The organism is Cedecea davisae, assembly GCF_044095835.1.
GTDB classification, from domain to species: domain Bacteria; phylum Pseudomonadota; class Gammaproteobacteria; order Enterobacterales; family Enterobacteriaceae; genus Cedecea; species Cedecea davisae.
In genome coordinates, this window is record NZ_CP172054.1 from 834,061 (window position 1) to 859,150 (window position 25,090).

Genomic DNA, 25,090 nt, shown 5'->3' on the forward strand with positions numbered 1-25,090 from the left:
TTCCTTCAGGAGGCGCGGATGCGTTGTAGGGTGTCATTGTTACTAAGTTGTTCATTTAAAAATAACACCCAATCGTTAGAGTAAAGATAATTGTTGAAGCCTAAGACAAAGCCAGAATATATTCCCTTGTAGTCATTATTCATTTCCACTGGCCTAGCATCGAAGAACTTCCAGCACTTTGTATGCAAAGCCATATTGAAGAAAACATGAGTTTCTTTTACTTTTGAAACAATGTCTGATGGTTTATGAATATAAGGGCTTCTTACTTCTTTTATAAATGTTATGCCCTGTTCATACTGTGCTTTTTCTTCATCACTAAGCTTTCTAAAATTAACAAATTCAATAGATAGATCTGATGATGAGGCATGATTCCCTATCTTTGGAATTAAAAAAGCTTTGATGCGGTACTCTTGGCTCTCTAATGCTTCTGCACTCAACTCATGTTGTTGTGCTTCCATGAACTCCCTAACTACGGCGTAATTCTGTGATTGGAATTGTTTTAATGCTTCTACTTTGGCCTCTGAAGATACTCGACTAAGTTGCATGGATACAGCAAGGTTTACTAATAATGCATGCTCATCACCAAACTCTTTAGTTATAATATTTTCAAAGTTGGTTAATGCTGCTTGACATTCTCCGCTACACATTAAGTCTATGACAGGGAGGAAGCGATGCTCTATTTTGTTTCTAAGACCTATAAGGAAGTGAAGGTTAGATTTAATTGGTGAGTTGACCCCGGGCCAATATTTTTCTGTGCATTCTTTTAATTCCCATGCTTTTTCTTCTCCATCGATGAGAATTGTATTTCCTGCACCATTTTTGTGATAGTAGTCGACCTCGTTTTTTTCAAATATAGCATGAAAAAGTGATGTGAATGCTATATTCATGTTGATTATAAATCCATATGTTTTGAATTTTATAGTCGGGTTGTTGTAAGTGGAAACCGCGAGTATTGCAAACTCTTTAGATTTATTTAAAAGAATCCCTTTTCTTGAGTAATTATTGGTTAGAGATGATATCTGGCTTAGAGCTGCTCTGAAATCGTTTTTACTTAAGAATAAAAGACCATTAGTTATATAGTCGTCGCCCTCCCTCTGAAAATAGGAATTAAGCTTCTTTGAAATATGTGTTGAGCATGTTTTTAAAGACCATGTGCTGGCTTCTGATAGCTCCGATAATTTAAAGGTTGCGCCTTGTTTTTCTTTTTCAATTAAGAAGTCATATGCTAAGTCTATTTTTTGGAATTTACTCATGATATATCCTTTTTTATAAGTGATAATGAGTATATGGAATCTCCCCACCAACTCATTATTTCCTTTCTTTGATTCAAATATGTTGTACGGTTGTAGGCTCTCCTAACTTCATTTTTGTCACTATGAGCTAGTGCTGCTTCAATCACATCTGAATTCAAGCCAGCTTCATTCATTGCAGTACTCGCTATTGAGCGCAAACCATGTGCTACTAATTTACCCCCATATCCAATCCGTTTTAAAGCAGCATTAGCTGTTTGGCTATTCATTGGCTGCTTTGGATCATTTCTACTTGGAAAAACATACTCCCGGTTAGCACTTATAGGCTTCATTATGTCCAGAATATCTAACGCCTGAGAAGATAAAGGAACAACATGCTCACGCTTGGCCTTCATCCGTTCTGCCGGAATCGTCCATAGCTTTGCATCGAGATCGATTTCTTCCCATCGGGTGCCAGAAGCCTCAGAAGGGCGCACCAGTGTCAGGAGTTGCCATTCAATTAGACAGCGAGTCGGAACAGACAGATTTGACATGACTAGAGAACGCATCAGCTTCGGCAATTCTTCTGGCCGCAACGTCGGCATGTTTTGTTTTTTGGGCTTCTCAAAGGCCATTCCGATACCTGATGCTGGATTGGCATCAATCAGACCTGTGTTTACGGCATAAATCATTATCTCGTTAATGCGCTGCACAAGCCGACGCACTGTCTCGAGTGCTCCACGAGCTTTGATTGGTTCAAGGGCTTCAACCAGTGTTCGGGCTTTGATTTGCTGAACGGGGATCTCACCAATGGCAGGGAATACATCTTTCTCCAGTGAGCGCCAAATGTCTTTCGCGTAATCAGGGGTAACGCTTTTGCTTTTGAGCTGAAACCAGTTAGCGGCGACCGTTGAAAAAATACTGTCCAGTGCGATTTGCTGCTGTTCCTCTGCAACTTCAGCTTGAATTTGCGGGTCGATTCCGTTGGCTAATAAGGCAAGGTAATCAGTTCTTAACCCTCGGGCGTCAGCAAGAGAAAGGGCAGGGAAAGCACCAAGCCCCATCATTGTTCGCTGCTTTGTTGCCGGACGTTGATAACGGAAACGCCAGAGCTTTTTCCCGCTGGTTTTCACTATCATGAAAAGTCCATCGCCATCATGCAGCGTTAGATCCTTCTCTAACGCTTTGGCGCGCAGAACTTCGGTGTTGGTCAGGGGGCGTGTTGTCCGTGCCACTGTGGCCGCTCCTTCATGAATTGGTATACGCTTTTAGGTATACATCCTACCGTATACCTAAACGTATACCAATAATCACCGGATTTAGCTGGATGTTCTCGGACAACGACAGACACAAAAAAGCCCGCAGGGCTTGTGCCGTGCGGGCTTTCTGTACTTCACCGGACGTATCCGGATCATCATTTGGTGGAGCTGGGGGGATTTGAACCCCCGTCCGAAATTTCTACATCCTCGGTACTACATGCTTAGTCAGTCTTTACATTCGCCGGGCAACTGCGGACAGACACGCCATTACCAGACTATCCTGATTAGTTTTAATGCTTCAACCCCAGGCAAGGCATCCACACGATCTCTTTTGGGTTTGACCTCTCTTTGATCCCCGTCTTAAGAGCGGAAGCTAGGGAGAGAGGGCTCTTAGCAGGTTATTAAGCTGCTAAAGCGTAGTTTTCGTCGTTTGCGACTATTTTTTTGCGGCTTTTTACGAGGCCAACCGCCCCTCGGCATGCACCTTGGGTTTCGCAAATCCCGTCGAATCCAGAATCAGCCCCAATGTGTTGAAACGGAGTATAACAGATTTATCACCGCGCTGACCAGCCGTACACAGAGAATTCCCGCTGTACGCAAGTTGTACAAAATGCCTTAAGCGACAGCGGGATAGGCGGTTAATTAACGCTCGCGCAGCGCCTCCCGGGCACGATTGAACGGCTTAATCAGGTACTCAATGATAGTTTTCTGCCCGGTTTTAATATCCACGGTCGCCACCATGCCCGGAGAAATGGAGAAGTGGCGGCCAATTTTGTTCACCAGATAATCCTGGTTGGTGCGGATAAACACCCGGTAGTAAACAATTTCTGGCTTCACTTTGTCCTGAATCGTGTCCGGGGAGATGGTCTCCACCACGCCTTCAAGACCGCCGTAAATGGCGTAATCGTAGGCTGTGATTTTCACCAGCGCGCGCTGGCCTGGGTGAATAAAGGCGATGTCGCGAGGTGAAAGCCGTGCCTCGATCAAAAGATGGTCGTCCACCGGCACAATTTCCATCATCTCACCGTTCGGTGGAATAACGCCGCCGATGGTGGTGACCTGGATATTTTTCACGATGCCGCGTACCGGTGAGCGCACCGTCATGCGGGTTACCGAGTCTTCGCGGCCCTTAATGATAGAGGCCAGCATATCTACTTCGGCATTGGCTTTAGACAGCGCCTCGCGCGCCTGAACGTAATACTGTGAGCGCAGGTCGGTGATCCTTAAGCCCAGGTCGCTTTTCTGCCGCTGTAGGCGCAGCACTTCTACGTGGCTCGCTGCGCCGCTTTTTACCAGCCGTTGGGTGATATCCAGCTCTTTGTTGACCGATACCAACGCATCCCTCAGTTCGGCCTCTGAGTCGTTTAGCTGCGCCCGCCGGGTTTTAAACAAACGGGTTTCGGAAGCGATGAGATCCGGCCATGCTTTTAGCGAGTCGGGAAACTTTAGTGTCGCATCGTTAACCTCTGCATAGAGCCTGGCGCTTGAGGCCAGAGAGGCACGGTAGCGGGCCGCACTCTCGCCCACGTTGGACTCTGATCTTGTAGGATCAAGACGAGCGACTATCTGTCCGGCCTGCACTTTGTCTCCTTCATGCACCAACAGTTCGGTGACGATCCCGCCGTCCAGTGACTGGAGGATCTGCTCGCGGGAGCTGGGTACGACTTTCCCGGTGCCTGTCGAGACTTCATCCAGGGTGCCGAACCACGCCCAGACGCCAAACAGAATAAACAGCAGCGTGATGAGCAGGATGATGCGGCTTGCTCCGGAGAATTCGCTTTCGCGCTGGATGTCCGGGTCATCCATGGTGACGTCATGCTGACTGGTTTTCATTGTTCCACTCCCGCGGTGGTGTCTGGGCGGCGGCCGGTGCCGTAGTCGGAACCGGTCTTGCTGTACCGAGTGCCTGAGCCTTCGGCGCATCCATCACGAGCTGGCCATCTTTTAGCACCAGCACTCGCTCCACCAGTTCAAGCACCGGCACGCGGTGGGTGGCAACAACCAGCGTGCGGTGGCCGAGCCACTGGTTCAGGCGCTGAATAAACTCTCTTTCAGTATGATCGTCCAGCGAGGCGGTAGGCTCGTCGAGCAGCACGATGTTGGGCGATCTCAGCAGCATGCGAGCCAGCAGGACTGACTGCCGTTGCCCTCCGGAAAGTCCGCTGCCGCCTTCCATTATTGGATGATCCAATCCCTTCGGCAGATGCTTCACGAAGTTGCTTGCGCCGCTGACTTCCAGCACTTCGAAGATAGCGTCGTCGCTGGCGTGTGGTGCGCCGAGGGTGAGGTTTTCCCGCAGCGTGCCGTAGAACAATCTGGCATTCTGGCTCAGGAACCCAATATTGCGGCGCAGATCCGCCATGTCGATTTGCGACATAGCGAGATCGTCGAGCCGGGCTTCGCCGCTTGCCAGATCGACGCCTCCGGCTAGCGCCTGGAGCAGAGTAGATTTGCCCGCGCCGTTGCGCCCGAGCACGGCAATGCGCTCGCCGCGCTGGATCTCCAGGCGGGCAATGCGTAGCGGAATGCGCGGATCTTCGCTGTGGTATTTGAATTGGGCACTTTCAAACAGATAGTGACCGTGGAAAATATCCTTGTGGATGAGGTTTTCATCACGCTGGGTTTCCACCGGCAGTTGCATAATGCTGTCCAGCCCCTGTTTGGCGGCTTTGACCTGCTGCCAGCGTGCGAGCACACCGCAGAGGTTTGCCATCGGGGCAATCATCCTTGAGGCCAGCATCGAAGCGGCGACCATAGCACCTGTGGTCATTTCGCCCTCAATAACCAGCGGAGCGCCGAACAAAATCACCACCACAAACACCAGACTTTGGATAGTCATGCCCCAGCTGATTAAGCCCTGGGTCAGTTCGCGGGTTTTCAGGCCAGACTCGGCAGTAATGCGGATATAGCTGTTCCATTGTTGCAGGAAGCGATTTTCCGCCTGCATCAGCTTGATGTCCTCCAGCCCTTGCACGCTTTCCACCAGTACAGCATTACGCAGGGTGGATTCATGAGCTGCCTGATTAGCGAGCGTTGCCAGCTTTTTCTGTAGCAGCAGACCGGGGAGCACCATCAGGACCGCCGCTACCGGGGCTATCCACGCCAGCTGCGGGGCGATGATCGCCAGCACGACCACAAACAGCAGAAAGAAAGGCAGATCGACAATGGTGGAGATGGTCGAGGAGGTGATCATCTCGCGGATCTGCTCCAGCTCGCGCAGCTGTGAAATAAAGCTGCCGGTGGAGCGGGGAACCGCGCTGTTGCGTAACCGCAGGGCGTGGCTGAATACGCGATCGGAAATGCGCATATCGGCTCGCTTGCCCAACACGTCCATAATATTGCTGCGAGTGACTTTGAGGATAAAGCCGAACACTACGGCGATCAGCACGCCGGTTGCCAGCACATAAAGCGTCGGGAACGACTGGGCGGGAATGACCCGATCGTAAACCTGCATCGAGAACAAAATGCCCGCCAGTGAAAGTACGTTCACCCAGAAGGCTGCGAGCATCACCGGGCCGTAGGGGCGAACGTCGAGCATAATAAGCTCTTTCATCCAGTCGGGGCTGAAGCGTGAGATGTAGGCGTCAACCCGGCTGTCTTTCAAGGCCGAGAGCGGGCGTAGGGCGGCAACAAAACGGATTTCAGGCAGCAGTTTGCTAAGCGACTGTCGGTTGGTGTGGCGTTCGTCGTCGAAGTAGCAGATATCCACCGTATCTACACCGTCAAACTGTTCGATTACCGCGATCTGGCCGCTGGCTAAGTTCACTACTACCGGCAGCCGCCACTGGGCAATCGCCTTTTCGGTGTTGCCGAGCAGGTGGAAGGATAGCCCTGCCTGGCGTGAAAGCTGCGTCAGGGCTGGAACCATTGTCTTATCTTTAAACCACGGGGCGTTGGCCTGAATGGTGCCGGGCGAGCAAACCACCCGGTAATGCCCGGCAACGTGGCTGATGGCATGAGCCCATTGGGTCAGTGCCTGTTCGCTTAAAAACTCCCCGGCGGGAGGGGCTGTCTGGCTCATGGCTGGATCTCCAGTGACTGGATGTTGCGGTGTTCCAGACCAAATGCGTTACGCATTCTGCCGGTGTTGTACAGGCAGTTAAGCTGCAATTGATGGAGCTGGCTCAGCGTTTGTTGCTGCGCGAAGCGCGCCTGGTAGACTTCCTGCTCGGCGTTGAGCACGTCCAGCAGCGGACGCGAGCCCAGGTCGAGATACTGCTGCTGATATAGCTCGCGGGTACGGGCGCTTAGCTGCTCCTGGCGCTGCAAGACCTGGAGCGCGGTGACCAGGCTAAGTGCCTGGCTGCGGGACTCCATCAGTTTTTGACGCACGTCGAGGCGAACTCTGTCTACGCCGGATTGCGCCGCCTCAAGCGCGTGGCTTGCGGCGTTGCGTCTTGCGGTCAGGCCGCCGCCCTGGTAAATCGGCATTTCAACGCGGATATACGCCGAGTATTGCGTGCGATCCAGCACTTCACTGCCGGAGTAGTTCTTGTTCAGATAGTGCTGAACGGAGGGTTCCAGCGAGATAGTTGGCGTCATCTGCGAATTGGCGTAGTCGAGGTTTGCCTGGGCGACGTTTGACTGGGCCCAGGCCGCGAGAACGGCAGGCACCAGGCGGTCATCAGGCTTCGCTACATCGCAGCTGTTGTTCAGCTTTTTCGGGAAGTCGGGGCTGATCTTGTTGAGGCTGGTCCAGCCGAGTTGGCTCATCAGCGTTGCTTGAGTGCTGTCGAGGTTGGACTGGTACTGAATCAGCTGCGAACGGGCGGACTCGATACGCGCATCGGTCTGCACCACGTCGGACATCGAGGTTGCTCCTTCATCGTTGCGCTGCTGGGTCAGGCGGCCAATCGCCGAGAGCGCATCCAGCTGCTCTTTGGCTATGTCGACCATCTGCTGCCAGAGTTGCACCTGCACCATCGCCACGGCGGTGTCGTGCCCGACGCTATCGATACTCACCAGCACGTTGGCCTGAGCTTGAGCTTCCCCGGCGGTTTCGGCGCGTACCTGGCTTGCCACTTTGCCAAAGTCATACAGCATCTGGGACAGTGAAAGCACCAGCGATGGGCTGTATCCGCTGTTGCTGTAGGTGTTGGTGTAGCCGTTATTCATTCCGGCGCTTATCTGCGGGTAGTATTTGGATTTCGCGACGTTAATTTGTTCGGACTGGCCGTAAAGTTTGCCTATTGCTTCACGAATGCTGGGGTGCCAGGTGACGGAGCGGTTGACCGCATCGTTAAGCGTTAAAGTTCCGGGCGCAGGGGCATTCAGCGGGAGGGCGGTTGAGCCATCGAGTGAGGGCAGCTCTTGTTGCTGAGCGAGGCCCTGAGTCGTAATAGAAGCAGGTGTATCGTCGGCCCAGGCCTGGAGTGAAAACAGACCACAAGCCAGCCATAACGCAACAGGCTGTATTTTTCCCATGTTTTTTCCCTAATAAATGGCACTGCGTTTCTGTCTTATTCCCCGGGCGTCTGCGCGCCCGGGGCTGTTCCGCTTGTACTATCAGGCAACTATGTGGTTGTTCTGGATAAGCTCGTCGAGTGTGGTGTGCACGTTCTCCAAAGTGACAAGGGTGGTTGAGTGGAACGTTCCGGCGTTGCCGTCGCGGTCGATAGAGATGACCGTGTTATTGCCGACGGTAGCGACGTTCAGGTAATTGCCCAGCGTTGATGTCTGTCCGTTCCAGCCAACGAGCAGGTCGTGGACGTTGATCTGGTCGCCCTGGGCGAGCGAGAAGTTCTTCCAGACGTCCGCACCATTGCCGCCCGTACCGTCGTTCGCGCCGCCTGCAAGGACGTGGTAGACCAGCGTATCGGCGTAGGCCGACGAACCGTTGATGATGTCTCCGTAGGCGGTGCTGACGAACTGCGGGTTCATGTTGATGGTCAGCGTAGCGCTGTCTGAATGCCCGTTCTGATCGTTCAGGGTGTAGGTGAAAGTCTCCTTATTGACGATCGATCCCGGCGCTACACCCGCCTTCAGGGTGTAGGTATAGTTCCCGCCGATATCGATGGTCAGCGTGCCGTACTGCCCCTGAATTGTCGCTACCGCGTTGCTGTTGGTGAGCGGGTTCAGGGTGGCCGTGCTGCCGTTCACGCCGTTGATCGTCAACAGGGTGTGGACGCTGCCAAGCTGGTCTGACGCACCGGCAGAGTCGCTACCGTCGTACAGATTGCCGTGTACGACGGTGCTCTGCGCCGTGAAGCTGTCCAGCAGGTGCGAAGTCCCGGTGACCGTTGGGGTAATGGTGATGTTCCCTACGCTTAGCGGCCCCATGTTGCCAACATAGCTCAGCGTCCAGGTGCCCGAATGCAGGTCCGTAACCGGAATAATGGCCGTGCCGCCCAACAGCGCGCTGCCGCTAAAGGTACCGGTATAGGTATGGCCCTGACCGTCGCTCAGCGTCCAGGTCACAGACAACCCACCCAACGCCAGACCGGAAGCCACTTTGAACACCAGGGCGGCTCCGCCCAGCGTGGTGTTGTCCGCAATGGTGAACGTACCGCTGCCGTTGCCGTGGCTGGATGCCAACAGCGCAGTGGTCCAGGTCGCTGAACCGACGTTGGCACTCGCGTAAGCCGCAGTGTTCTGCGTTGACGCAATAGCCATAATCGAGCTGATGTCGTTCACGGCATCCACGGTGTGCGGCGTTGCGGTGATGTTCAGCGACGCGGTCCCGGTATCGCCATTTGGCGCGGTAACGGTATAAACGAAGCTGTCTGGCGTATTGATACCGTCTGCACCCACGCCGCTTTTCAGCGTATAGGTGTAGTTGCCGTGCGCATCAATAGTCAGCGTACCGAACTTGCCGTTGATGGTGGTGGTGCCGGTCGCCGAAATTGCCACGCCGTTCACCGCCGTCAGCAGGCTTCCTGCCGGGGCGATATCATCCTGCATCACGTTGCCGGTGGTCGACGCCGCCAGGCTGTCTACCGCGTAGGTGTGATCCTGGAGAATGTTCAGCGTGTAGCTGGTCAGCACCGATACGCCGCTGGCGTTCATCAGCAGGAACAGGTAATCCCCGCCGCCCAGAGTCACGGTCAGCTGGCCTGATGAGCCACCCAACAGCGGAGCCGTCAGCCAGGTTTTCTGCACCTGGAACTGTTCATACTGCTGGGTGGCCACGTTGAACTTGTAGATATACAGGTCAAAGGTGGAAAGCAGCGCAACCCCGCCAACGTTCGCCTGCAGCGTCATGGTACGAGTCGACCCGTCTGCGACATCAAACAGAATCGGGTTGCTCATATTGGCAAGCAGGTTGAGGTTGACCACGTTACCCAGGCCCACGCTCAGCACGGACAGGCCGGTCTGCTGCGATGCGCCGTGGTCAACGGCAGCAACATCGGTGCCGTAAGTCAGAGAAGCGGTGTTATCCGTTGCGGTGACCGTGCTGGCCGGTGCGCCGTTACCCAGGGAAACAATCAGCTGTGCAGAGTCGCTGACGCCGTTATGGGTAATGGTGTAGGTGAAGTTCTCCGTGCGGCCCAGTACCGTGGCCGACGTATTGGTTAAGGTGTAGGTATAGCTGCCGTCCTGGTTGATATGCAGGGTGCCATATTTGCCCTGAATATCCAGCCCGCCTGCGCCAACGGTATGGCTCACGCCGTTAGCATCAGTGATAGCCGTTACCACGGTGCCGGTAGGGGCGTTATCCACCGCACCGCCAGGGCCTGCGTCGGTAATTACGTTACCGTCCGAGGTGGTGGTGCCGCTGACGACGCCAGCGCTGGTTTGCTCGACGGTCACTGCAAGGTTCGTCGTCGCGCCGGTGGCCAGCAGGCTGGTGTTATAACCCAGTACGCGGTATTGCCCTTCGCCCAGCCCGTCGAGGTTCAGGGTCACGCCAGTGGCACCCAGCGTCAGCAGATTAAGGAACTGCGGTAAAGACGAGTCAACAATCGTAGTCCATGAGTTGGTGGCTGCATCATATTTCTGGATAGCAATTTCCAGCGTATTGAGCAGTGAAAGCACTACGCCGGTCGCGGCGGCGTTAATCGTGATATGCCCGGTAGCGCCGTTGCCGATGGTAAAGCCAACCTGCGCGGTATTGCTGCCGAGAACCGAAGCCACGTTGCCCAGCGCACCAATCAGCAGGCTACCGTAGCCACTGTAGTGCGCGGCGGTGATTTCTGCGTTACTGGTCAGCGCCAGATCGACCACGTTGCTGCTTGCTGCCAGAGGCAGGACAGGCGCGGTGATCGACAGCGACGGCGAGACGTTCCCGGCGGCATCGGCGGCAGATATCGACAGAGACTGGCCTTCAATCTGGCGAGTCGGCAGCGTAATGCTGAATGCGCCAGAAGCGTTTGCCGTACCGGTGACGGTTATCCCGCCCGGCAGCGTAATGGTCACGGTGCTGTTCGCTTCCGCTACGCCGGTGATCGTTGAACCATCGGCGCTGATAACCCCGGTTGGGATCAGCGGCGGAATGGTATCGACAATTACCGAGGTTGCCAGAGACGCAGCGCCCGTACCGTTGGCGTTGGTTGCCGTAGCGGTAAAGGCATGGACGCCATCACCCAGTGCACCGGTTGGGGTAAACGTCCAGACGCCGCTCGCATTCGCGGTTACCGTGCCCAGCAACGCACCGTTGTCGTAAATCTTAACGGTGGCGTTGGCTTCGGCGGTGCCGTTAATCGTCGGACGGGTATCGTTGGTGCTCTGGCCGTTACCGACGATGCCGGTTTTCGGCAGAACATCGTCAACGATGCTGGTGATAACCGGCAGCCCCGGTACGCCGGTGAACGGCGCGGTGAAGCCTGCGGAAACCCCTGTATTACCCGCAGCATCCTGAGCAAAGGCAAGCAGAGACTGGCCGCTGGTCTGCGCAGGAGAAAGGGTGATGCTGAAGTTACCGCTACCGTCCGCTTTCGCCGTACCCAGTACCGTTCCCGTTGCGGAGGTAATGGTTACGGTGCTGTTGGCTTCGGCAAGGCCGGTTACTACTGTGCCCGTAGCATTCACCGTCAGGCCGGTTGGGGCCAGCGGCGGCACGGTATCGACGACAATACCGGCAGGCACCGACGTTACGCTGACGTTACCTGCTGCATCCGTAGCCGTTACGGTAAATGAATGGTTGCCCTGGAGCAGCGGCAGCGTTGGCGTAAATGTCCAGACGCCGCTGCCGTTTGCCGTCGTGGTGCCAAGAAGTACGCCGTTATCAAAGATATTGATTGTAGCGTTGGCTTCCGCGGTGCCGTTCAGGGTAGGGCGAGTGTCATCCGTCGGCTGATTGTTGCCAACCGGGCCGGTGATAGGGCCAATGTCATCCACCACGGAGGTGATCGCCGGCTGGTTAGGCGCAACGGTATCCACGACTACGGTGAAGCCAGCTGTCGGACTACTGACCACGCCTGCGCCGTTAGTGGCGGTGATGGTAAAGGTGTGCGAGCCGTTTGCCAGCGCGCTCGGCGGCGTGAACACCCAGACGCCGAGTACGTTAGCGGTCACGGTGCCTATCAGGTTGCCGCCATCGTAAATTTTGATGGTGCTGTTGGCATCCGCCGTCCCGTTCAGGGTCGGACGTGCATCGTTAGTCGCCTGGCCATTAGTTAACGGACCTACCACACCACCGACGACATCATCCACTACCGAGGTCAGCACTGGCGTATTCGATACGCCGCTGACGATGTTCAGGGTGAAGTCGGCTGACACAACGCTGGTGTTACCGGCGGCATCGGATGCCGTGACGGTGAACACATGCTGCCCGGGGGCTAACGCGGTGCCCGGCGTGAAGCTCCAGACGCCCAGCGCGTTGGCGGTAACTGTGCCAATCAGGTTGCCGCCATCGTAAATCTTAATGGTGGCGTTAGCCTCCGCAGTACCGCTGAGCACTGGCTGGGTATCGTCGGTAGTTGAACCACTCACCAGCGGTCCCTGAACCGGGCCAACATCGTCAAAGGCCTGAATGACAATCGGCTGAGTAGGGGCGATGGTATCTACCACCACGTTAAACGGCGCAGATGGCAGGCTGACGTTGCCGGCGGCATCCGTTGCGGTGACCGTCAGCGCATGGCCGCCGTTGGTTAACCCGGTCGACGGCCTGAAGCTCCATGCTCCGGTGCCGTCGGCCTGTACGGTGCCAATCAGGTTCCCGTTATCGTAAATCTTAACGCTGGCGTTAGCTTCGGCAGTGCCGGTCAGCGTTGGGCGAGTATCGTCGGTTACCTGGCCGCTGGTCAGGTTCCCGGTGATTGGCCCCACCGCATCCGCAACGGTGCCGATAGTCGGCGCATTCGGTGCAATGGTGTCCACGGTTAACGCGAAGCCGTTAGACGGATTACTGACGTTGCCAGCTGCGTCGGTAGCGGTGACGGTTAACGTATGTGGGCCGTTGCCGAGTGCGGCCACCGGCGTCAGGCTCCATGCGCCAGAGCCGTTGGCAACGGTGGTGCCTATCAGGTTGCCATCGCTGTAGACCTTGATGATGGCATTAGCTTCCGCCGTCCCGCTAAGGGAAGGGCGTGTTTCGTTGGTGGCCTGGCCGTTGGTGATTGCCCCAAGTACCGGCGCGGTGTTATCCAGAACGGTGACGATAACCGGAGGATTTGGCGCGACGGAGTCAATATTCACGCCAAAGGAGGCCGTGTTACTGACGTTGCCTGCGGCATCGGTTGCCGTCACGTTCAGGGTATGCGTTCCCTGTCCCAGCGGGCCGGTCGGGGTAAATGTCCAGTTACCCAGACCATCGGCCTGAGCCGTGCCGAGCACGTTATTGCCGTCTTTAACGGTGATGATGGCGTTGGCTTCTGCCGTCCCGCTCAGGGTTGGCTGCGTGTCCTTCGTCAACTGGCCGTTAATCAGCGGCAGGTTGGTACCTGGCTGAGTCTGGTCGTCTATTACCGAGAGGATAATCGGCACAATCGGCGGAACGGTATCCACCACCACGTTGAACCCGGCGGTCGGGCCGCTGGCGTTACCTGCCGCATCCGTAGCGGTCACGGTGATGTTATGGCTGCCGTCCAGCAGCGGAACCGTTGGGCTAAAGGTCCAGCTACCGCCCACCGGCACCGTAACGGTACCGATAATGACATTGCCGTCTTTGAAGGTCAGCGTGGTTCCCGCCTCGGCGGTGCCGCTAAAGGTCGGCGTATTGTCGTTGGTCGGCTGGCCGGAAGTGATTGGCTGGGAGGTAATGTCGTTGGTAACCGTCAGCACAACAGGCGTTCCCGGTGCGACGGTATCAACATTTACCACAAAGCCGGTGGAAGGTGGGCTGACGTTACCGGCGGCGTCCGTTGCCGTGACGGTAAGCGTGTGTGCGCCTTCGCCAAGATTGGTTGTCGGCGTATAAGTCCAGATACCCAGGGCGTTAGCGGTGGCAGTACCGATAACGGTGCCGTTATCGAGAATGCTCACCGTAGCCCCGGCCTCAGCGGTACCGCTGAGAGTTGGTTTGGCGTCATTAGTGGCCTGACCGCTGGTCAACGGCCCGAGGGCACCGCCCACTACATCGTCCACCACGGAAAGGATAACCGGCTGGTTTGGCAAAATGGTGTCTACGATGATGCTGTAGGCAGGTGACAGGCCGCTTTCTACGCCAAGCACATTCTGGCTGACCGCGAAGGTATGTAGCCCCTCGCCCAGAGGATCGGTGACGGTCCACGTCCATTTTCCATCGCCGTCTGCCGATACTGTAGTGATCAGCACTCCGTCGACATAGATATGAACCGCAGCTCCGGCAGTGGCACCTGAGCCGTTCAACGTCGGCAGCGTATCGTTGGTCGAGGCACCTTTACCGACATTCCCGGTGACCGGGCTGACATCATCCATCACGGTGTCAATGGTCGGAGGGTGAGGGATAATCGAGGTCGTTGCGTTAAAGTTCACGCCACCACTCTGGTTACCTGCTGGATCCTGTGCCACGGCAGTAAGCTGTGCGCCAGTAGTCTGGGCCGGTGAAAGCGTAACGACCCAGGCACCGGTTATCGGTGCTGCAACTCCCGTACCCAGGACGTTGCCGCTGGAATCTTTGATAATCACCGTCGCCCCGGCTTCTGCGGTACCGGAGACCAGGGTACCGGTCGGATCAATGACCAGAACCGTAGGATTTCCTGGAGCAGTGATATCCACGTCAATCACAATTGGCGCAGATGGTCCAACGCTATGGCCGACATCATCGGTCGCTTTAATGGTAATGCTGTGCGAGCCTTCCGACAGCGTGGAAGTGGTTATGCTCCATTTGCCGTCCGGGCCTACGGTACCGGTACCCAGAATGGTTGTGCCATTAGTGTCGTACAGCGTAATCGTGCTGCCGATTTTACCGGTGCCGGTAAAGGTTGGCGTTGTGTCATCGGTGACGCTGCCGTTGACTAGCGGCGTCTGAATTGGACCGACGTTATCCTGGATTTCAACGACGACCGGCGCGGTAAGCGGTACGGTATCGACGGTCAGTACATAATCGGTTGACGGCCCGCTGACGTTGCCAGCCTTGTCGGTCTGGACAGCGGTTATCGTATTTTCGCCATTAGCCAGCGCGGTATCCGGCGTGATGGTCCAGTTACCCGTGCCGTCTACTACCGCAGAGCCTATCGCCGTGGTGCCGTTGTACAGCGTGACGGTTGCACCAATTTCCCCTGTACCGTGGAACACTGGTTTCGGGTCGTCGGTAATCCCGTTGGTGATAGCGCCGGTAACCGGGCCAACGTTGTCATCCACGGTGCCAATAGCCGGTGCCGCTGGCGGCGTGGTGTCTACGATTATCGCGATCGGCGCAGACGGCAGGCTGATGTTGCCCGCCGGGTCGGTCACCTGCACGGTGATGTTGTAGGTTGTTTCGCCAAACGGCGTTGTCGGCGTAACGCTCCATGTGCCGTCTGAACGCACGATAGTGGTGCCGACCAGCTCGTTCCCGTTGTTGAAGACGTTGATGGTGGAGCCCGCGACGCCGGAGCCGCTAAAGGTTGGCGTCGTGTCGTTGGTGCTGCCGCCAGGGGCGACGGTTCCCACTACAGGCGGCACGTTGTCAGTTACCGTAGGCGCAACAGGCTGAGTCGGAGGTGTCGCGTAAACCGACAGCGTAAATTCGGCCGAAGGTGCTCCGACGTTGCCTGCCGCGTCCGTTGCCGTAGTTGTGAAGATATGAGTCCCGCTACCCAGCGGAGAATTTGGGGTAATACTCCAGTTGCCGTCGGCGTCAACGACCGCGCTGCCGATTGGCGTTGTTCCGCCGTCAGCGTACAGCTTGATGGTGGCGCCCACTTCGCCCTTACCGGAGAGCACCGGCTCGGTACTTTGGGTACTGCCGCCGTTAACCAGGGTGATTGGCGTACCTGCGACGTTGCCCAGCGCGCCGTCTATGGAAGGCGCTCCCGGAGGCGCGGTGTCGATAATCACAATCTGCGTTGTGGCAGAGCTGGTGTTTCCGGCCGCATCCGTCACATAGACATTAAGCGTATGCGAGCCTTCGCTCAGCGGCTGAGTTGGCTGGAATGTCCACGCTCCGCTGCCATCCGCCGTGACGGTACCGATAAGCGTTGTGCCATCGTATATTTTGACGACCGCATCAGCGGCTGCCGTCCCGTTAATAACGGGTTGAGGATCGTTGGTTGCGCCGCCCGGCAGCACTGGGCCAAGATCCGGGTTAACGTTATCCACTATCTCGCCGATCGTCGGCGCGTTTGGCAAGGCAGTGATCAGTTCAACGTTCCACGGCGGGGAATGCGCGGTGACGTTTCCTGCGGCATCTGAAGCCGTGACGGTAAAGGCGTGAGGCCCATCCAGCAACGGCGTGGTTGGCGTAAATGTCCAGGTGCCGCTGCCGTTCACGGTGGTGGTTCCCAGCGGGTTCAGCCCATCGTAAATCGTAATCGTAGAGCCTGGTTCACCGCTGCCGCTAAGCGTTGGAGTAGGATCGTTGGTCGCTCCCCCATTGCTAACCGGGCCAGTAACCGTGCCGACGTCATCGTTCACCAGGGTGATGGTCGGTGCTGTTGGCGCAATCGAATCAACGTTGATGTTAAACGCGGCACTTGGCTGGCTTACATTGTTTGCGGCGTCGGTAGCCGTGACGGTCAGGTTATGAGAACCCTGGCCGAGAGCGGTTGTTGGCGTAAACGTCCATGCCCCCGTCCCGTCGGCATTGACGGTGCCAATCAGATTACCGTTGTCGTAGATCTTCACGGTTGAGTTAGCTTCGGCCGTGCCGGAGAGTGTCGGTTTATCGTCGTTGGTCAGGTCGCCGCTGTTGAGGTTACCGGTATGGTCCGGCACGTTGTCGACTACTGAACCGATGACCGGAATGTTCGGCGGGGTGATATCCGGCGCGGTGACTGGCGCGTTCGGTCCAGCATTCCCGGCGACATCCGTCGCGTTCACTTGCAGATGCTGACCATTGGCCTGAGGCGTGGTCAGCGTGATGGTAAAGCTTCCGTCCGGACCTGCTACGCCCTGGCCCAGTGGGTTGCCCAGCGTATCGGTCACTTTTACCGTGCTGCCTGCCTCCGCTTTACCGGTCAGTACCGTGCCGTCTTCGTTAAACGTTAGATTAGTCGGCAGAGCAGGAGGCGTGTGATCCTGAGCAATAACGGTAGCCGGAGCACTGGTATTGGTGGCGATATCCGTGGCGGTAACCAGCAGCGTCTGGCCGTTAAGCTGCGGCGGCACCAGCAAGATATCGAAATGCCCGGTGATGTCAGTGGTGCCCACGCCGATGATGTTTCCGTTGCCGTCTTTGACGGTGATGGCGCTGTTAGCTTCGGCAGTACCGGTTAACTGCAGGCCATCGGCGGACACCGCGAGGTTCCCCGGTGCATTCGGCGGTGTGTGATCCGGTGCGGGAGTTGTGGCGCCCAGTCCGGTATTGCCCGCCACGTCGGTGGCCTTCGCGGTCAGAACTTCACCGTTCAGTTGAGCCGGGGAAAGCGTCACGCTGAAGTGACCCGTAGCGTCTGCCGTCGCGGTGCCAAGTACGGTGCCGCTGGCGTTGGTGATGGTCACTTTACTGTTGGCTTCTGCTGTCCCGGTGAGCGTTGTGCCGTCGTTGGAGACGCTAAGCCCGGTTGGCGGCAGAGGAGCCGCGGTATCAACCACTACGCCAAACGGTGAAGAGATGCCGCTGTCGCCCAGGCCGTTGTTGGCGCTCACGGTGAAGGAATGCGGACCATCAAGCAGCGGCAACGTTGGGGTGAAACTCCAGCTGCCGTCAGGATTAACCGCAGTAAAACCAATAGGCAGGCCGTTATCAAAGACAGCGATGATGGAACCCACTTCAGCTGTGCCGCTGAGGGTAGGGCGGTTGTCATCCGTTGCCTGGCCGTTGGTTAACGTCCCTTTAATTGCGCCGACATCATCGGTCACTGAAATAAGAACAGGGACGGTTGGGAAGCCGGAATTTGAGGCCTCGAATGGCGTATTCGGCCCCTGGTTTCCAGCTGCATCGCTAATCTTCGCGATAAGGTCTTCACCGTGGGTTTGCGCAGGCGTCAGGGTGACGGAGAAGTTGCCGCTGCCATCAACTTGAGCGGTGCCTAATACGACCCCAGAGAGGGTGGTAATGGTGACTGTTGCGCCAATTTCCCCTGTGCCGGTCACGGTTGTCCCGTCCGGGTCGCGCGGATTAAGCGTAACGGCGTTCGGTGGTGTGAAATCAATGGTAAAGGTTGGGCCGACGGTGACGGTACTGAGGTTACCTGCCGGATCGGTCTGTTGCAGCGTTATTGCATGTGAGCCTTCACCCATCGCGTTGGTTGGGGTAAATGTCCATTTACCGTCATTGCCGACGGTGACCATGCCAATTGGAAGGCCATTATCAAAGATGGTCAGCGAGCTGCCCGGTTCACCGGTGCCGCTGAAGACGGGTTTTGTCTCATCGGTAACGCCGTTGTTGCCGATAGGGCCAGTGATGGAGCCAGTATTATCTTCAACCAGGCTGAGTACCGGTGCATCGACAACGGTATCAACCGTAACGCTGTAGCCCGCAGAGCTGCCGCTGTCGCCGCGAATGTTAGAGGCGGTGGCGGTGAAGTTGTGCGGGCCGTCGAGCAGATTGGCACCGGGTGTAAAGCTCCATGTGCCACCGGCTCCCACTACCGTAGTGCCAATCTCAAGCCCGTTATCAAAGATATGAATAGTTTCGCCAATAATGCCCGTCCCCTGAATCGTCGGGGTCTGGTCATTGGTTGACTGGTTGTTCGGAACCGTGCCCACGTTGGGTAACGCGTTATCGATTATCGCCGTGATAACCGGAATAGTCGGCAGCGGGTAGAACGGCGCGGTTACTGCACCAGGATTCCCGGTATTGCCTGCCGGATCGCTGGCAACGGCGCTAAGGTTGGTGCCGTCCAGCTGCGGCGTGGTCAGGGTAACGGTGAATGCGCCGGTAGTTGGGTCGGCGGTAGCTGTACCAATAACGTTGCCATTAGCGTCTTTGATGGTGACGGTGCTGCCCGCTTCCGCTGTACCGGTTAAGGTTGTACCGTCAGGAGAAACCAGTAAGCCATTTGGTGCATCAGGCCCTGTGGTATCGACGGTAACGGTATAGCTGCCGGAAACGCTGCTATCGCCCCGGACGTTGGAGGCTGAAGCTGTAAAGGTGTAGGTGCCCTCACCCAACGGGGTGGATGGGGTAAAGCTCCACGTTCCGTTGACATCAACCTTCACGCTACCAATTTCCCCCCCGTTAGAGAGAATATGGATGGTGTCGCCGGGCTGGCCTGTCCCCTGAAGCGTTGGGGTGCTGTCATTGGTGGTGTGGTTATTCCCTATGTTCCCGGTGTTTGGGGCTACATCGTCAATGATTGCGGTGATGACTGGCTCTACTGGCGGCAGAACGTTGGGGGCGGTGACGGTTTCTGGAGGGCTGATGTTGCCCGCCGGATCGGTGACCACAGCGGTCAAGGTTTCGCCATCTACCTGAGGCGTTGTCAGAGTGATGGTGATGTTACCGTTGTTATCGGCAGTGCCGGTACCCACGATCGTGCCATTCGGATCTTTAATGGTTATCGAGCTACCGGCTTCTGCATGCCCGGTAAGAACTTCGCCATCCGGGCTGACGACCAGCCCGGTTGCTACAGCTGGTGGCACAGTATCAATGGTGACGGTGTACGCCGGGGAAGTGGCGCTTTCGCCTCTTTCATTGGTCGCGATGACGGTGAAGGCATGAGAGCCGTCCGGCAGAGCGCTGCCAGGCGTAAAGCTCCATGTACCGTTAGAGCCGACAACGACGGTGCCAATTTGCACGCCATTATCATAGATATGCACGGTTGTCCCGGCCTGGCCTTTACCCTGCAAGGTTGGGGTATTGTCATTGGTGGCCTGGTTATTATTTACGGTCCCGCCGTTTGTGGTATTGCCATTATCATTGGTCACGCCGGTAATGCTTGGTTCGCCCGGCAGCGGAATATTGGGGGCGATAACCGTAGTGCCTGGCCCGGTATTGCCGGACGGATCGGTGGCAGTTGCGGTGAGCGTTTCACCGCCGAGTTGTGGAGTGTTCAGGGGGATAGTGAAGCTGCCGTCGCTGCCTGCGGTGCCAGAGCCAATCACATTCCCGTTTGCGTCCTTGATGGTTACCGTACTGCCCGCTTCGGCGTTGCCGGTAATGGTTTTCCCGTCGGCCGATACGGTAAGGCCTGTTGGCGCGGCTGGTGGAGTAACATCTGGTCTGCCGGGATTGCCCGGATTACTACCGTTGTCTGAGCTTCCACCTCCGCCCCCGCTGGATGCTGCGGCAATCGCGCCCCCCGCGGCAACTGCCAGCCCGCCTAACACCCACGGCCACGCGGCTCCGCCCTCGGAATGTGCGCCGGTAGCGGCCATCACCTCATCAATATTGGCAATTTGCTCGTAGTGGAGAGCGGTTTCCGGATCCTGTACCCACCACAGCACGCCATCTTTGCCCTCCAGTACCAGCTGGTTTCCGCCCTGATCGGCGAAGGCATAGTAATTTTTAACGGTGATGGTTTCGCCGGAATTGAGCTTGATGACCAGGTCCTGTCCGGAGCGCGTGAAATTGGCAATCTCATCGCGCTCGATTTTTAGCTCGACAATTGATGGACCTTTTAACGTGATTTCAGAGGCTTCGACGTTGTTTTTTACGCCGGTTAATTTAGAAATAATTGTCATTGCACGCATTTTTATCACTCCATTCGCGATGAACGTGGTGGTAGTCTGATGCCCGGTATAATTAATTACCGAAAGCAAAAATTTAAGTAAGCGGGTTCCTTCGCGCTGAAAGCAGGCGAAAGGGGACCTTTCATCAAAAATTGATGGCAGTGATTATTAATAAGTAACGGTGTTTCCGTTGCGGAATCGAAAATTAGTTAATTCTCAGGCTCGTATACTCGTCGTTTATTGATAAGGGGCTATTGATGATATAGACAGGAAAAAATGAATGCGCAACTTAAGCCATATTTAACCCAATGTAAGTAGTTCTTAAGTACCAGTGAAATTTTATGACTCACCCGGACAATACAGGTAAACCCTTTGTCTTCCTGGAAGTTGACGGCTTGTTAATATAATTGATTTTAATATGTTTTTATTGATGCTATAGAAGCGGTTGGCTGTTTTTTGCAGAGATGAATAGTGACTAAAACCCTGTGTGGAGAAGGGTTGATGAGGCGTTAAGGCTGGCAGGATCTCTGCGCGTAGTGAAAAATTAACAGAATGTATTTTTGATTTTGTGAGAGCGGCAGGAATAATCGGCTGGAATAATAAAGAAATATTATATATCAGATGAAGGCGGTTTTTATCTTTTCGCGTAATGAATGTGGAGAAATTAACATATATCCTTTAGTGCTGCTTAATTAAGGCTGAAGTGACTTTTGGCGGAACACCATATTAGCTGATAAATAAAAAAGCGTGGATGTTTTTTTATGATGGCTCTCCCGAAGAAGAGCCACAGGCGGATAAATTATTGTTTGGCGCTTAACGGCCCGCGTGTTTCATAATTCGTGCCTTATCCAGCGCCCACTCGCGATCCTTCACGTCGGTACGCTTGTCGTGCTGCTTCTTACCTTTGGCAAGGCCAATTTTTACCTTGCACCAGGCGTTCTTCCAGTACAGCGATAAAGCCACAATGGTGTAACCGTCGCGGCTAACGCTGCCGTAGAGGTTATCCAGCTCGCGCTGGTTCAGCAGCAGTTTACGGGTACGGGTTGGGTCGCAAACGACGTGGCTGGAGGCCACGGCCAGCGGGGTAAAGTTGGCGCCGAACAAGTAGGCTTCACCATCTTTAAAAATGACATAGCTATCGCCAATGTTTGCTTTCCCGGCGCGCAGTGATTTTACTTCCCAGCCCTGTAGCGCAAGACCCGCTTCAATCTCATCTTCGATAAAGTATTCATGGCGGGCGCGCTTGTTTAGCGCAATGGTGGCTGAGCCTGGTTTGTGTGCTTTTTTCTTAGTCATAGTGCTGCTCAGTATACTTATTCCAGGAGTTCAAAGACACCCCGCATCCTACGCGAGGGAGAAGCGCTTATCTTAGCATGAGCGGTAGAGAGTTTTTCTTTGCGCGGTGATAAATGTTATTATTTGTCCGTTTTATGACTCCCAGGAATTGCTATGCCGCAGATCAGCCGTACTGCCCTGGTGCCTTACAGCGCCGAGCAGATGTATCAGTTAGTGAATGACGTAAAGTCCTATCCGGAATTTTTACCGGGCTGCACCGGCAGCCGGGTGATTGATGCTTCGGCCAATCAGATGACGGCGGCGGTAGATGTTTCAAAAGCCGGGATCAGCAAAACCTTCACCACCCGTAATATTCTCACCGATAACCAGAGCATTTTGATGCAGCTGGTGGACGGCCCGTTTAAATCTCTGATGGGCGGCTGGAAGTTTACTCCGCTTAGCGAAGATGCCTGCCGCATTGAGTTCCAGCTCGATTTTGAGTTTACCAATAAGCTGATTGAGCTGGCCTTCGGCCGCATCTTTAAAGAGCTGGCCGGGAGCATGGTTCAGGCATTCACTACCCGCGCCAAAGAGGTCTATCGTGTCGCGTGAGATTCAGGTCGAGGTGATTTACGCTTTGCCCCAGAAGCAATACTTGCGCAAGGTAAAGCTCGAGGAAGGCAGCACCGTTGAACAGGCGATCGTCGCTTCCGGTCTGCTGGAGCTGCGGGATGATATCGACCTGCGGAAGAATAAAGTGGGCATCTACAGCCGTCCCGTGAAGCTCGGTGACGCTGTGCAGGACGGTGACAGAGTGGAAATTTATCGCCCTTTAATTGCTGACCCTAAAGAGCTGAGGCGGCAGCGTGCCGAGCGTTCGGCGCAGAAATAACACAAAAAAAGAAAGGTGCTGAAAAGCACCTTTCTTTTTGTCCATCCCGACAGCCTTATTCCCCTTTGGTCAGGGCAGGCTTGTTGTCGATATTGGTCAGTACGCCGCTGCTGTTAAACGTCAGGGTCAGCGTTTGTTGAGTCACGTTTTCGTGGCCCGGCTGCTGGCGGAAGACGTAGAACCAGGTGTTGGTGCCAAACGGATCGCTCATCATCGGGGTGCCGAGAGTGTAGGCAACCTGCTGTTGTGTCATACCGACGCGGAGTTTGGAGATGTCATTCGGTGCCAGGTAGTTACCCTGGTTGATGTCAGGGCGGTAAACCACTCGCTCCAGAGTGGAACAGCCTGCGGTCAACATCAGAAGAACCGCTGCGGCAGCAGTCAGCATTTTACAACGCATAGTGATTTGATTCCTTTTCGGGCCCGAGTAGTGCGTGGCTTATTCGTATAATGCCGATGATAATAGACCTTTAAGCAGTTTAAAACCTTAAGGCGCTCAACTCAGACCGTGGGAGCGTAAAAAAGTTGGCTGAAAATATAACAGAATGGCCAATTAGCCGATGAGTGACTGTTTTTTATGCGATGCACGGCGTGAAAAAAATCCGTGCACCGCGAAGGATTTATGCCGCCAGCAACTCTTTGGCGTTTGCCAGCGTATTGCGGGTGACTTCACTGCCGCCCAGCAGGCGCGCCAGTTCTTGCAGGCGGGCGCGTTTGTCCAGCGGCTGCATATGGGTTTCCGTCATTTCACCGTCGGTCTCTTTGCTGACGAAGAAGTGATGATGGCCGCAGCCTGCAACCTGAGGCAGGTGGGTTACGCACATCACCTGAGTCGATTCACCCAACTGGCGCAGCAGTTTGCCCACCACCGCAGCGGTTGGGCCGCTGATGCCGACGTCTACTTCATCAAAAATTAGCGCCGGTGTTTCCATCTTACGTGCCGTAATGACCTGAATAGCCAGCGCAATACGCGACAGTTCCCCGCCGGAGGCCACTTTCGCCAGCGGCTGCAGCGGCTGTCCCGGGTTAGTGCTGACGCGAAAATCAATGCGGTCTGCGCCTTCAGCGGTTAGGTGGTTTTCGTTAAATTCGACTTCGATGGCAAGTTTGCCGTGCGGCATAGACAGAGAGTGCATGCTTTCGGTAATCAGCTGGCACAGCTCTTCGGCGTGTTTTACCCGGCTCTGGTGCAGCGCCGTGGCGATGGTCAGTGCCTGCTGATGATGCCGGGCGACGGCCTGCAACATTTCCTCCAGCGAGCCGGTTTGCTCATCCAGCAGCTGCTGTTCGTCCAGCAGTTTCTGGTGAAACATCGGCAGCTCTTCCGGGGAAATGTGGTGCTTGCGCGCAAGGGATATTTGCCGGGAAATGCGCTGCTCAAGCTCATGCAGGCGGTTGGGGTCAAGATCCAGCCGGTCGCAGTAGTGGCGCAGTTCATCGCTGGCCTCGGAAAGTTGAATCGCCGCTTCTTCCAGCATCCCCAGCACGCCGGATAGCTTATCGTCCATTCCCACCAGCTCCCCCATTAAATGGCGCACGGTATGCAGCTGGCTTTGCAGATTGCACTCTTCGCCATCGGCAAGGACGTCCAGCGCCTGCTGGCTGGTGGAAAGCAGCTGGCCGCTGTTGGCTAGCCGCTTGTACTCTTCGTCGATTAATTCAAACTCACCGGCTACCGGCGCAAATTCGTTAAGCTCTTTCAGCTGATATTGCAGCAGCTCGGCTTTTGCCGAGCGCTCCTGGGCAAGCTGCTGATGCTGAGCCAGAGACCGGCAGCTCTGGTGCCATTCACGGTAGCGCTCCGCCATCTGCTGACCCAGTGAGTGCTCACCCGCATAGCCATCAAGCAGGGTTTTTTGGTGTTCGGGCTTGAGTAACAGCTGGTGGGCGTGCTGGCCGTGGATCTGGATAAGTAACTGGCCGAGATCGCGCAGCTGAGAAAGCGGAACCGCCGTGCCGTTGATAAAGCCGCGGGAGCGGCCATCGCTGCTGATGACGCGGCGCAGCAGGCACTCTCGGCCGTCTTCAAGCTGGTTTTCTTCCAGCCAGCGCAGGGCGGCCGGCGTGTCTTTCAGGGAAAAGCGGGCGCAGAGATCCGCGCGATTTGCTCCCTGACGCACCATATCGGCTTCCGCGCGGCCGCCGAGGCACAGCCCCAGGGCATCTATAGCAATAGATTTACCGGCACCGGTTTCCCCGGTGATGGCCGTCATACCGTGATGAAAGTCGATTTCGAGTTCACGAACGATAGCGAAGTTACTGATGGTGAGTTGGGCAAGCATAGCCACCTTCCTGTATGTACCCGGCATACTCCAGGTTGCAGAGGTATTGGCTGCAACCTGAATTATTTAGAGTCCGATTTGGTTACTGTGTTTTCATAC

11 protein-coding genes and 1 other RNA gene are annotated in these 25,090 nt (G+C 55.6%); 2 read left to right on the forward strand and 10 right to left on the reverse strand.

The genetic code is table 11. From position 1 onward, the window contains the following. Positions 1-5: 5 nt before the first annotated feature. The 8 genes from ACG1VR_RS04485 to smpB all read right to left on the reverse strand — a co-directional run bounded on the left by ACG1VR_RS04485 (position 6) and on the right by smpB (position 21,838). Positions 6-1,253, reverse strand: coding sequence for a DUF3644 domain-containing protein (locus tag ACG1VR_RS04485; protein ID WP_395490308.1), 1,248 nt, complete (start codon positions 1,251-1,253; stop codon positions 6-8). After that, a complete protein-coding gene (locus ACG1VR_RS04490) occupies positions 1,250-2,464 on the reverse strand; it encodes an integrase domain-containing protein (RefSeq protein ID WP_395490309.1) in 1,215 nt (404 codons plus the stop codon). The genes ACG1VR_RS04485 and ACG1VR_RS04490 overlap by 4 nt, the downstream gene beginning before the upstream one ends. A 184-nt stretch (positions 2,465-2,648) precedes the next feature. Then, positions 2,649-3,012, reverse strand: a transfer-messenger RNA (tmRNA) gene (ssrA, locus tag ACG1VR_RS04495). Between the two features lie 118 nt (positions 3,013-3,130). After that, the gene (locus ACG1VR_RS04500; protein ID WP_115586380.1) at positions 3,131-4,294 is read right to left on the reverse strand and encodes an HlyD family efflux transporter periplasmic adaptor subunit; all 1,164 of its coding nucleotides are present in this window, start codon (positions 4,292-4,294) and stop codon (positions 3,131-3,133) included. A 7-nt stretch (positions 4,295-4,301) separates the two neighbouring features. Then, positions 4,302-6,509, reverse strand: coding sequence for a type I secretion system permease/ATPase (locus ACG1VR_RS04505; RefSeq protein ID WP_395490310.1), 2,208 nt, complete (start codon positions 6,507-6,509; stop codon positions 4,302-4,304). Then, on the reverse strand, positions 6,506-7,912 hold the full coding sequence (locus ACG1VR_RS04510) for a TolC family outer membrane protein (RefSeq protein ID WP_395490311.1): 1,407 nt from the start codon (positions 7,910-7,912) through the stop codon (positions 6,506-6,508). Before ACG1VR_RS04510 ends, ACG1VR_RS04505 begins: the two co-directional genes overlap by 4 nt. An 81-nt stretch (positions 7,913-7,993) precedes the next feature. Continuing rightward, on the reverse strand, positions 7,994-20,563 hold the full coding sequence (locus tag ACG1VR_RS04515) for a BapA/Bap/LapF family large adhesin (RefSeq protein WP_395490312.1): 12,570 nt from the start codon (positions 20,561-20,563) through the stop codon (positions 7,994-7,996). A 792-nt stretch (positions 20,564-21,355) separates the two neighbouring features. Beyond that, a complete protein-coding gene (gene smpB, locus ACG1VR_RS04520; RefSeq protein WP_016537896.1) occupies positions 21,356-21,838 on the reverse strand; it encodes an SsrA-binding protein SmpB in 483 nt (160 codons plus the stop codon). Between the two features lie 153 nt (positions 21,839-21,991). On the opposite strand from smpB, the gene ACG1VR_RS04525 reads away from it, so the two are divergent. Both ACG1VR_RS04525 and ACG1VR_RS04530 read left to right on the forward strand, forming a co-directional pair. Then, positions 21,992-22,429 (forward strand): type II toxin-antitoxin system RatA family toxin, encoded by a 438-nt coding sequence (locus tag ACG1VR_RS04525; protein WP_016537895.1) that lies wholly within the window; start codon positions 21,992-21,994, stop codon positions 22,427-22,429. Next, complete coding sequence (locus ACG1VR_RS04530) at positions 22,419-22,709, forward strand: RnfH family protein (protein ID WP_395490313.1); 291 nt, start codon at positions 22,419-22,421, stop codon at positions 22,707-22,709. Before ACG1VR_RS04525 ends, ACG1VR_RS04530 begins: the two co-directional genes overlap by 11 nt. A gap of 55 nt (positions 22,710-22,764) precedes the next feature. On the opposite strand, the gene bamE is transcribed toward ACG1VR_RS04530, so the two are convergent. Then, positions 22,765-23,109 (reverse strand): outer membrane protein assembly factor BamE, encoded by a 345-nt coding sequence (gene bamE, locus ACG1VR_RS04535; protein ID WP_039898700.1) that lies wholly within the window; start codon positions 23,107-23,109, stop codon positions 22,765-22,767. A gap of 220 nt (positions 23,110-23,329) precedes the next feature. Next, positions 23,330-24,991, reverse strand: coding sequence for a DNA repair protein RecN (gene recN, locus ACG1VR_RS04540; protein WP_395490314.1), 1,662 nt, complete (start codon positions 24,989-24,991; stop codon positions 23,330-23,332). Between the last annotated feature and the right edge of the window lie 99 nt (positions 24,992-25,090).

Bases quoted from the DNA above. Each gene is read 5' to 3' on its own strand.
- ACG1VR_RS04485 (WP_395490308.1), bottom strand. From the start codon at position 1,253: ATGAGTAAATTCCAAAAAATAGACTTAGCATATGACTTCTTAATTGAA.
- ACG1VR_RS04500 (WP_115586380.1), bottom strand. From the start codon at position 4,294: ATGGATGACCCGGACATCCAGCGCGAAAGCGAATTCTCCGGAGCAAGC.
- ACG1VR_RS04505 (WP_395490310.1), bottom strand. From the start codon at position 6,509: ATGAGCCAGACAGCCCCTCCCGCCGGGGAGTTTTTAAGCGAACAGGCA.
- ACG1VR_RS04510 (WP_395490311.1), bottom strand. From the start codon at position 7,912: ATGGGAAAAATACAGCCTGTTGCGTTATGGCTGGCTTGTGGTCTGTTT.
- ACG1VR_RS04515 (WP_395490312.1), bottom strand. From the start codon at position 20,563: ATGCGTGCAATGACAATTATTTCTAAATTAACCGGCGTAAAAAACAAC.
- smpB (WP_016537896.1), bottom strand. From the start codon at position 21,838: ATGACTAAGAAAAAAGCACACAAACCAGGCTCAGCCACCATTGCGCTA.
- ACG1VR_RS04525 (WP_016537895.1), top strand. From the start codon at position 21,992: ATGCCGCAGATCAGCCGTACTGCCCTGGTGCCTTACAGCGCCGAGCAG.
- bamE (WP_039898700.1), bottom strand. From the start codon at position 23,109: ATGCGTTGTAAAATGCTGACTGCTGCCGCAGCGGTTCTTCTGATGTTG.
- recN (WP_395490314.1), bottom strand. From the start codon at position 24,991: ATGCTTGCCCAACTCACCATCAGTAACTTCGCTATCGTTCGTGAACTC.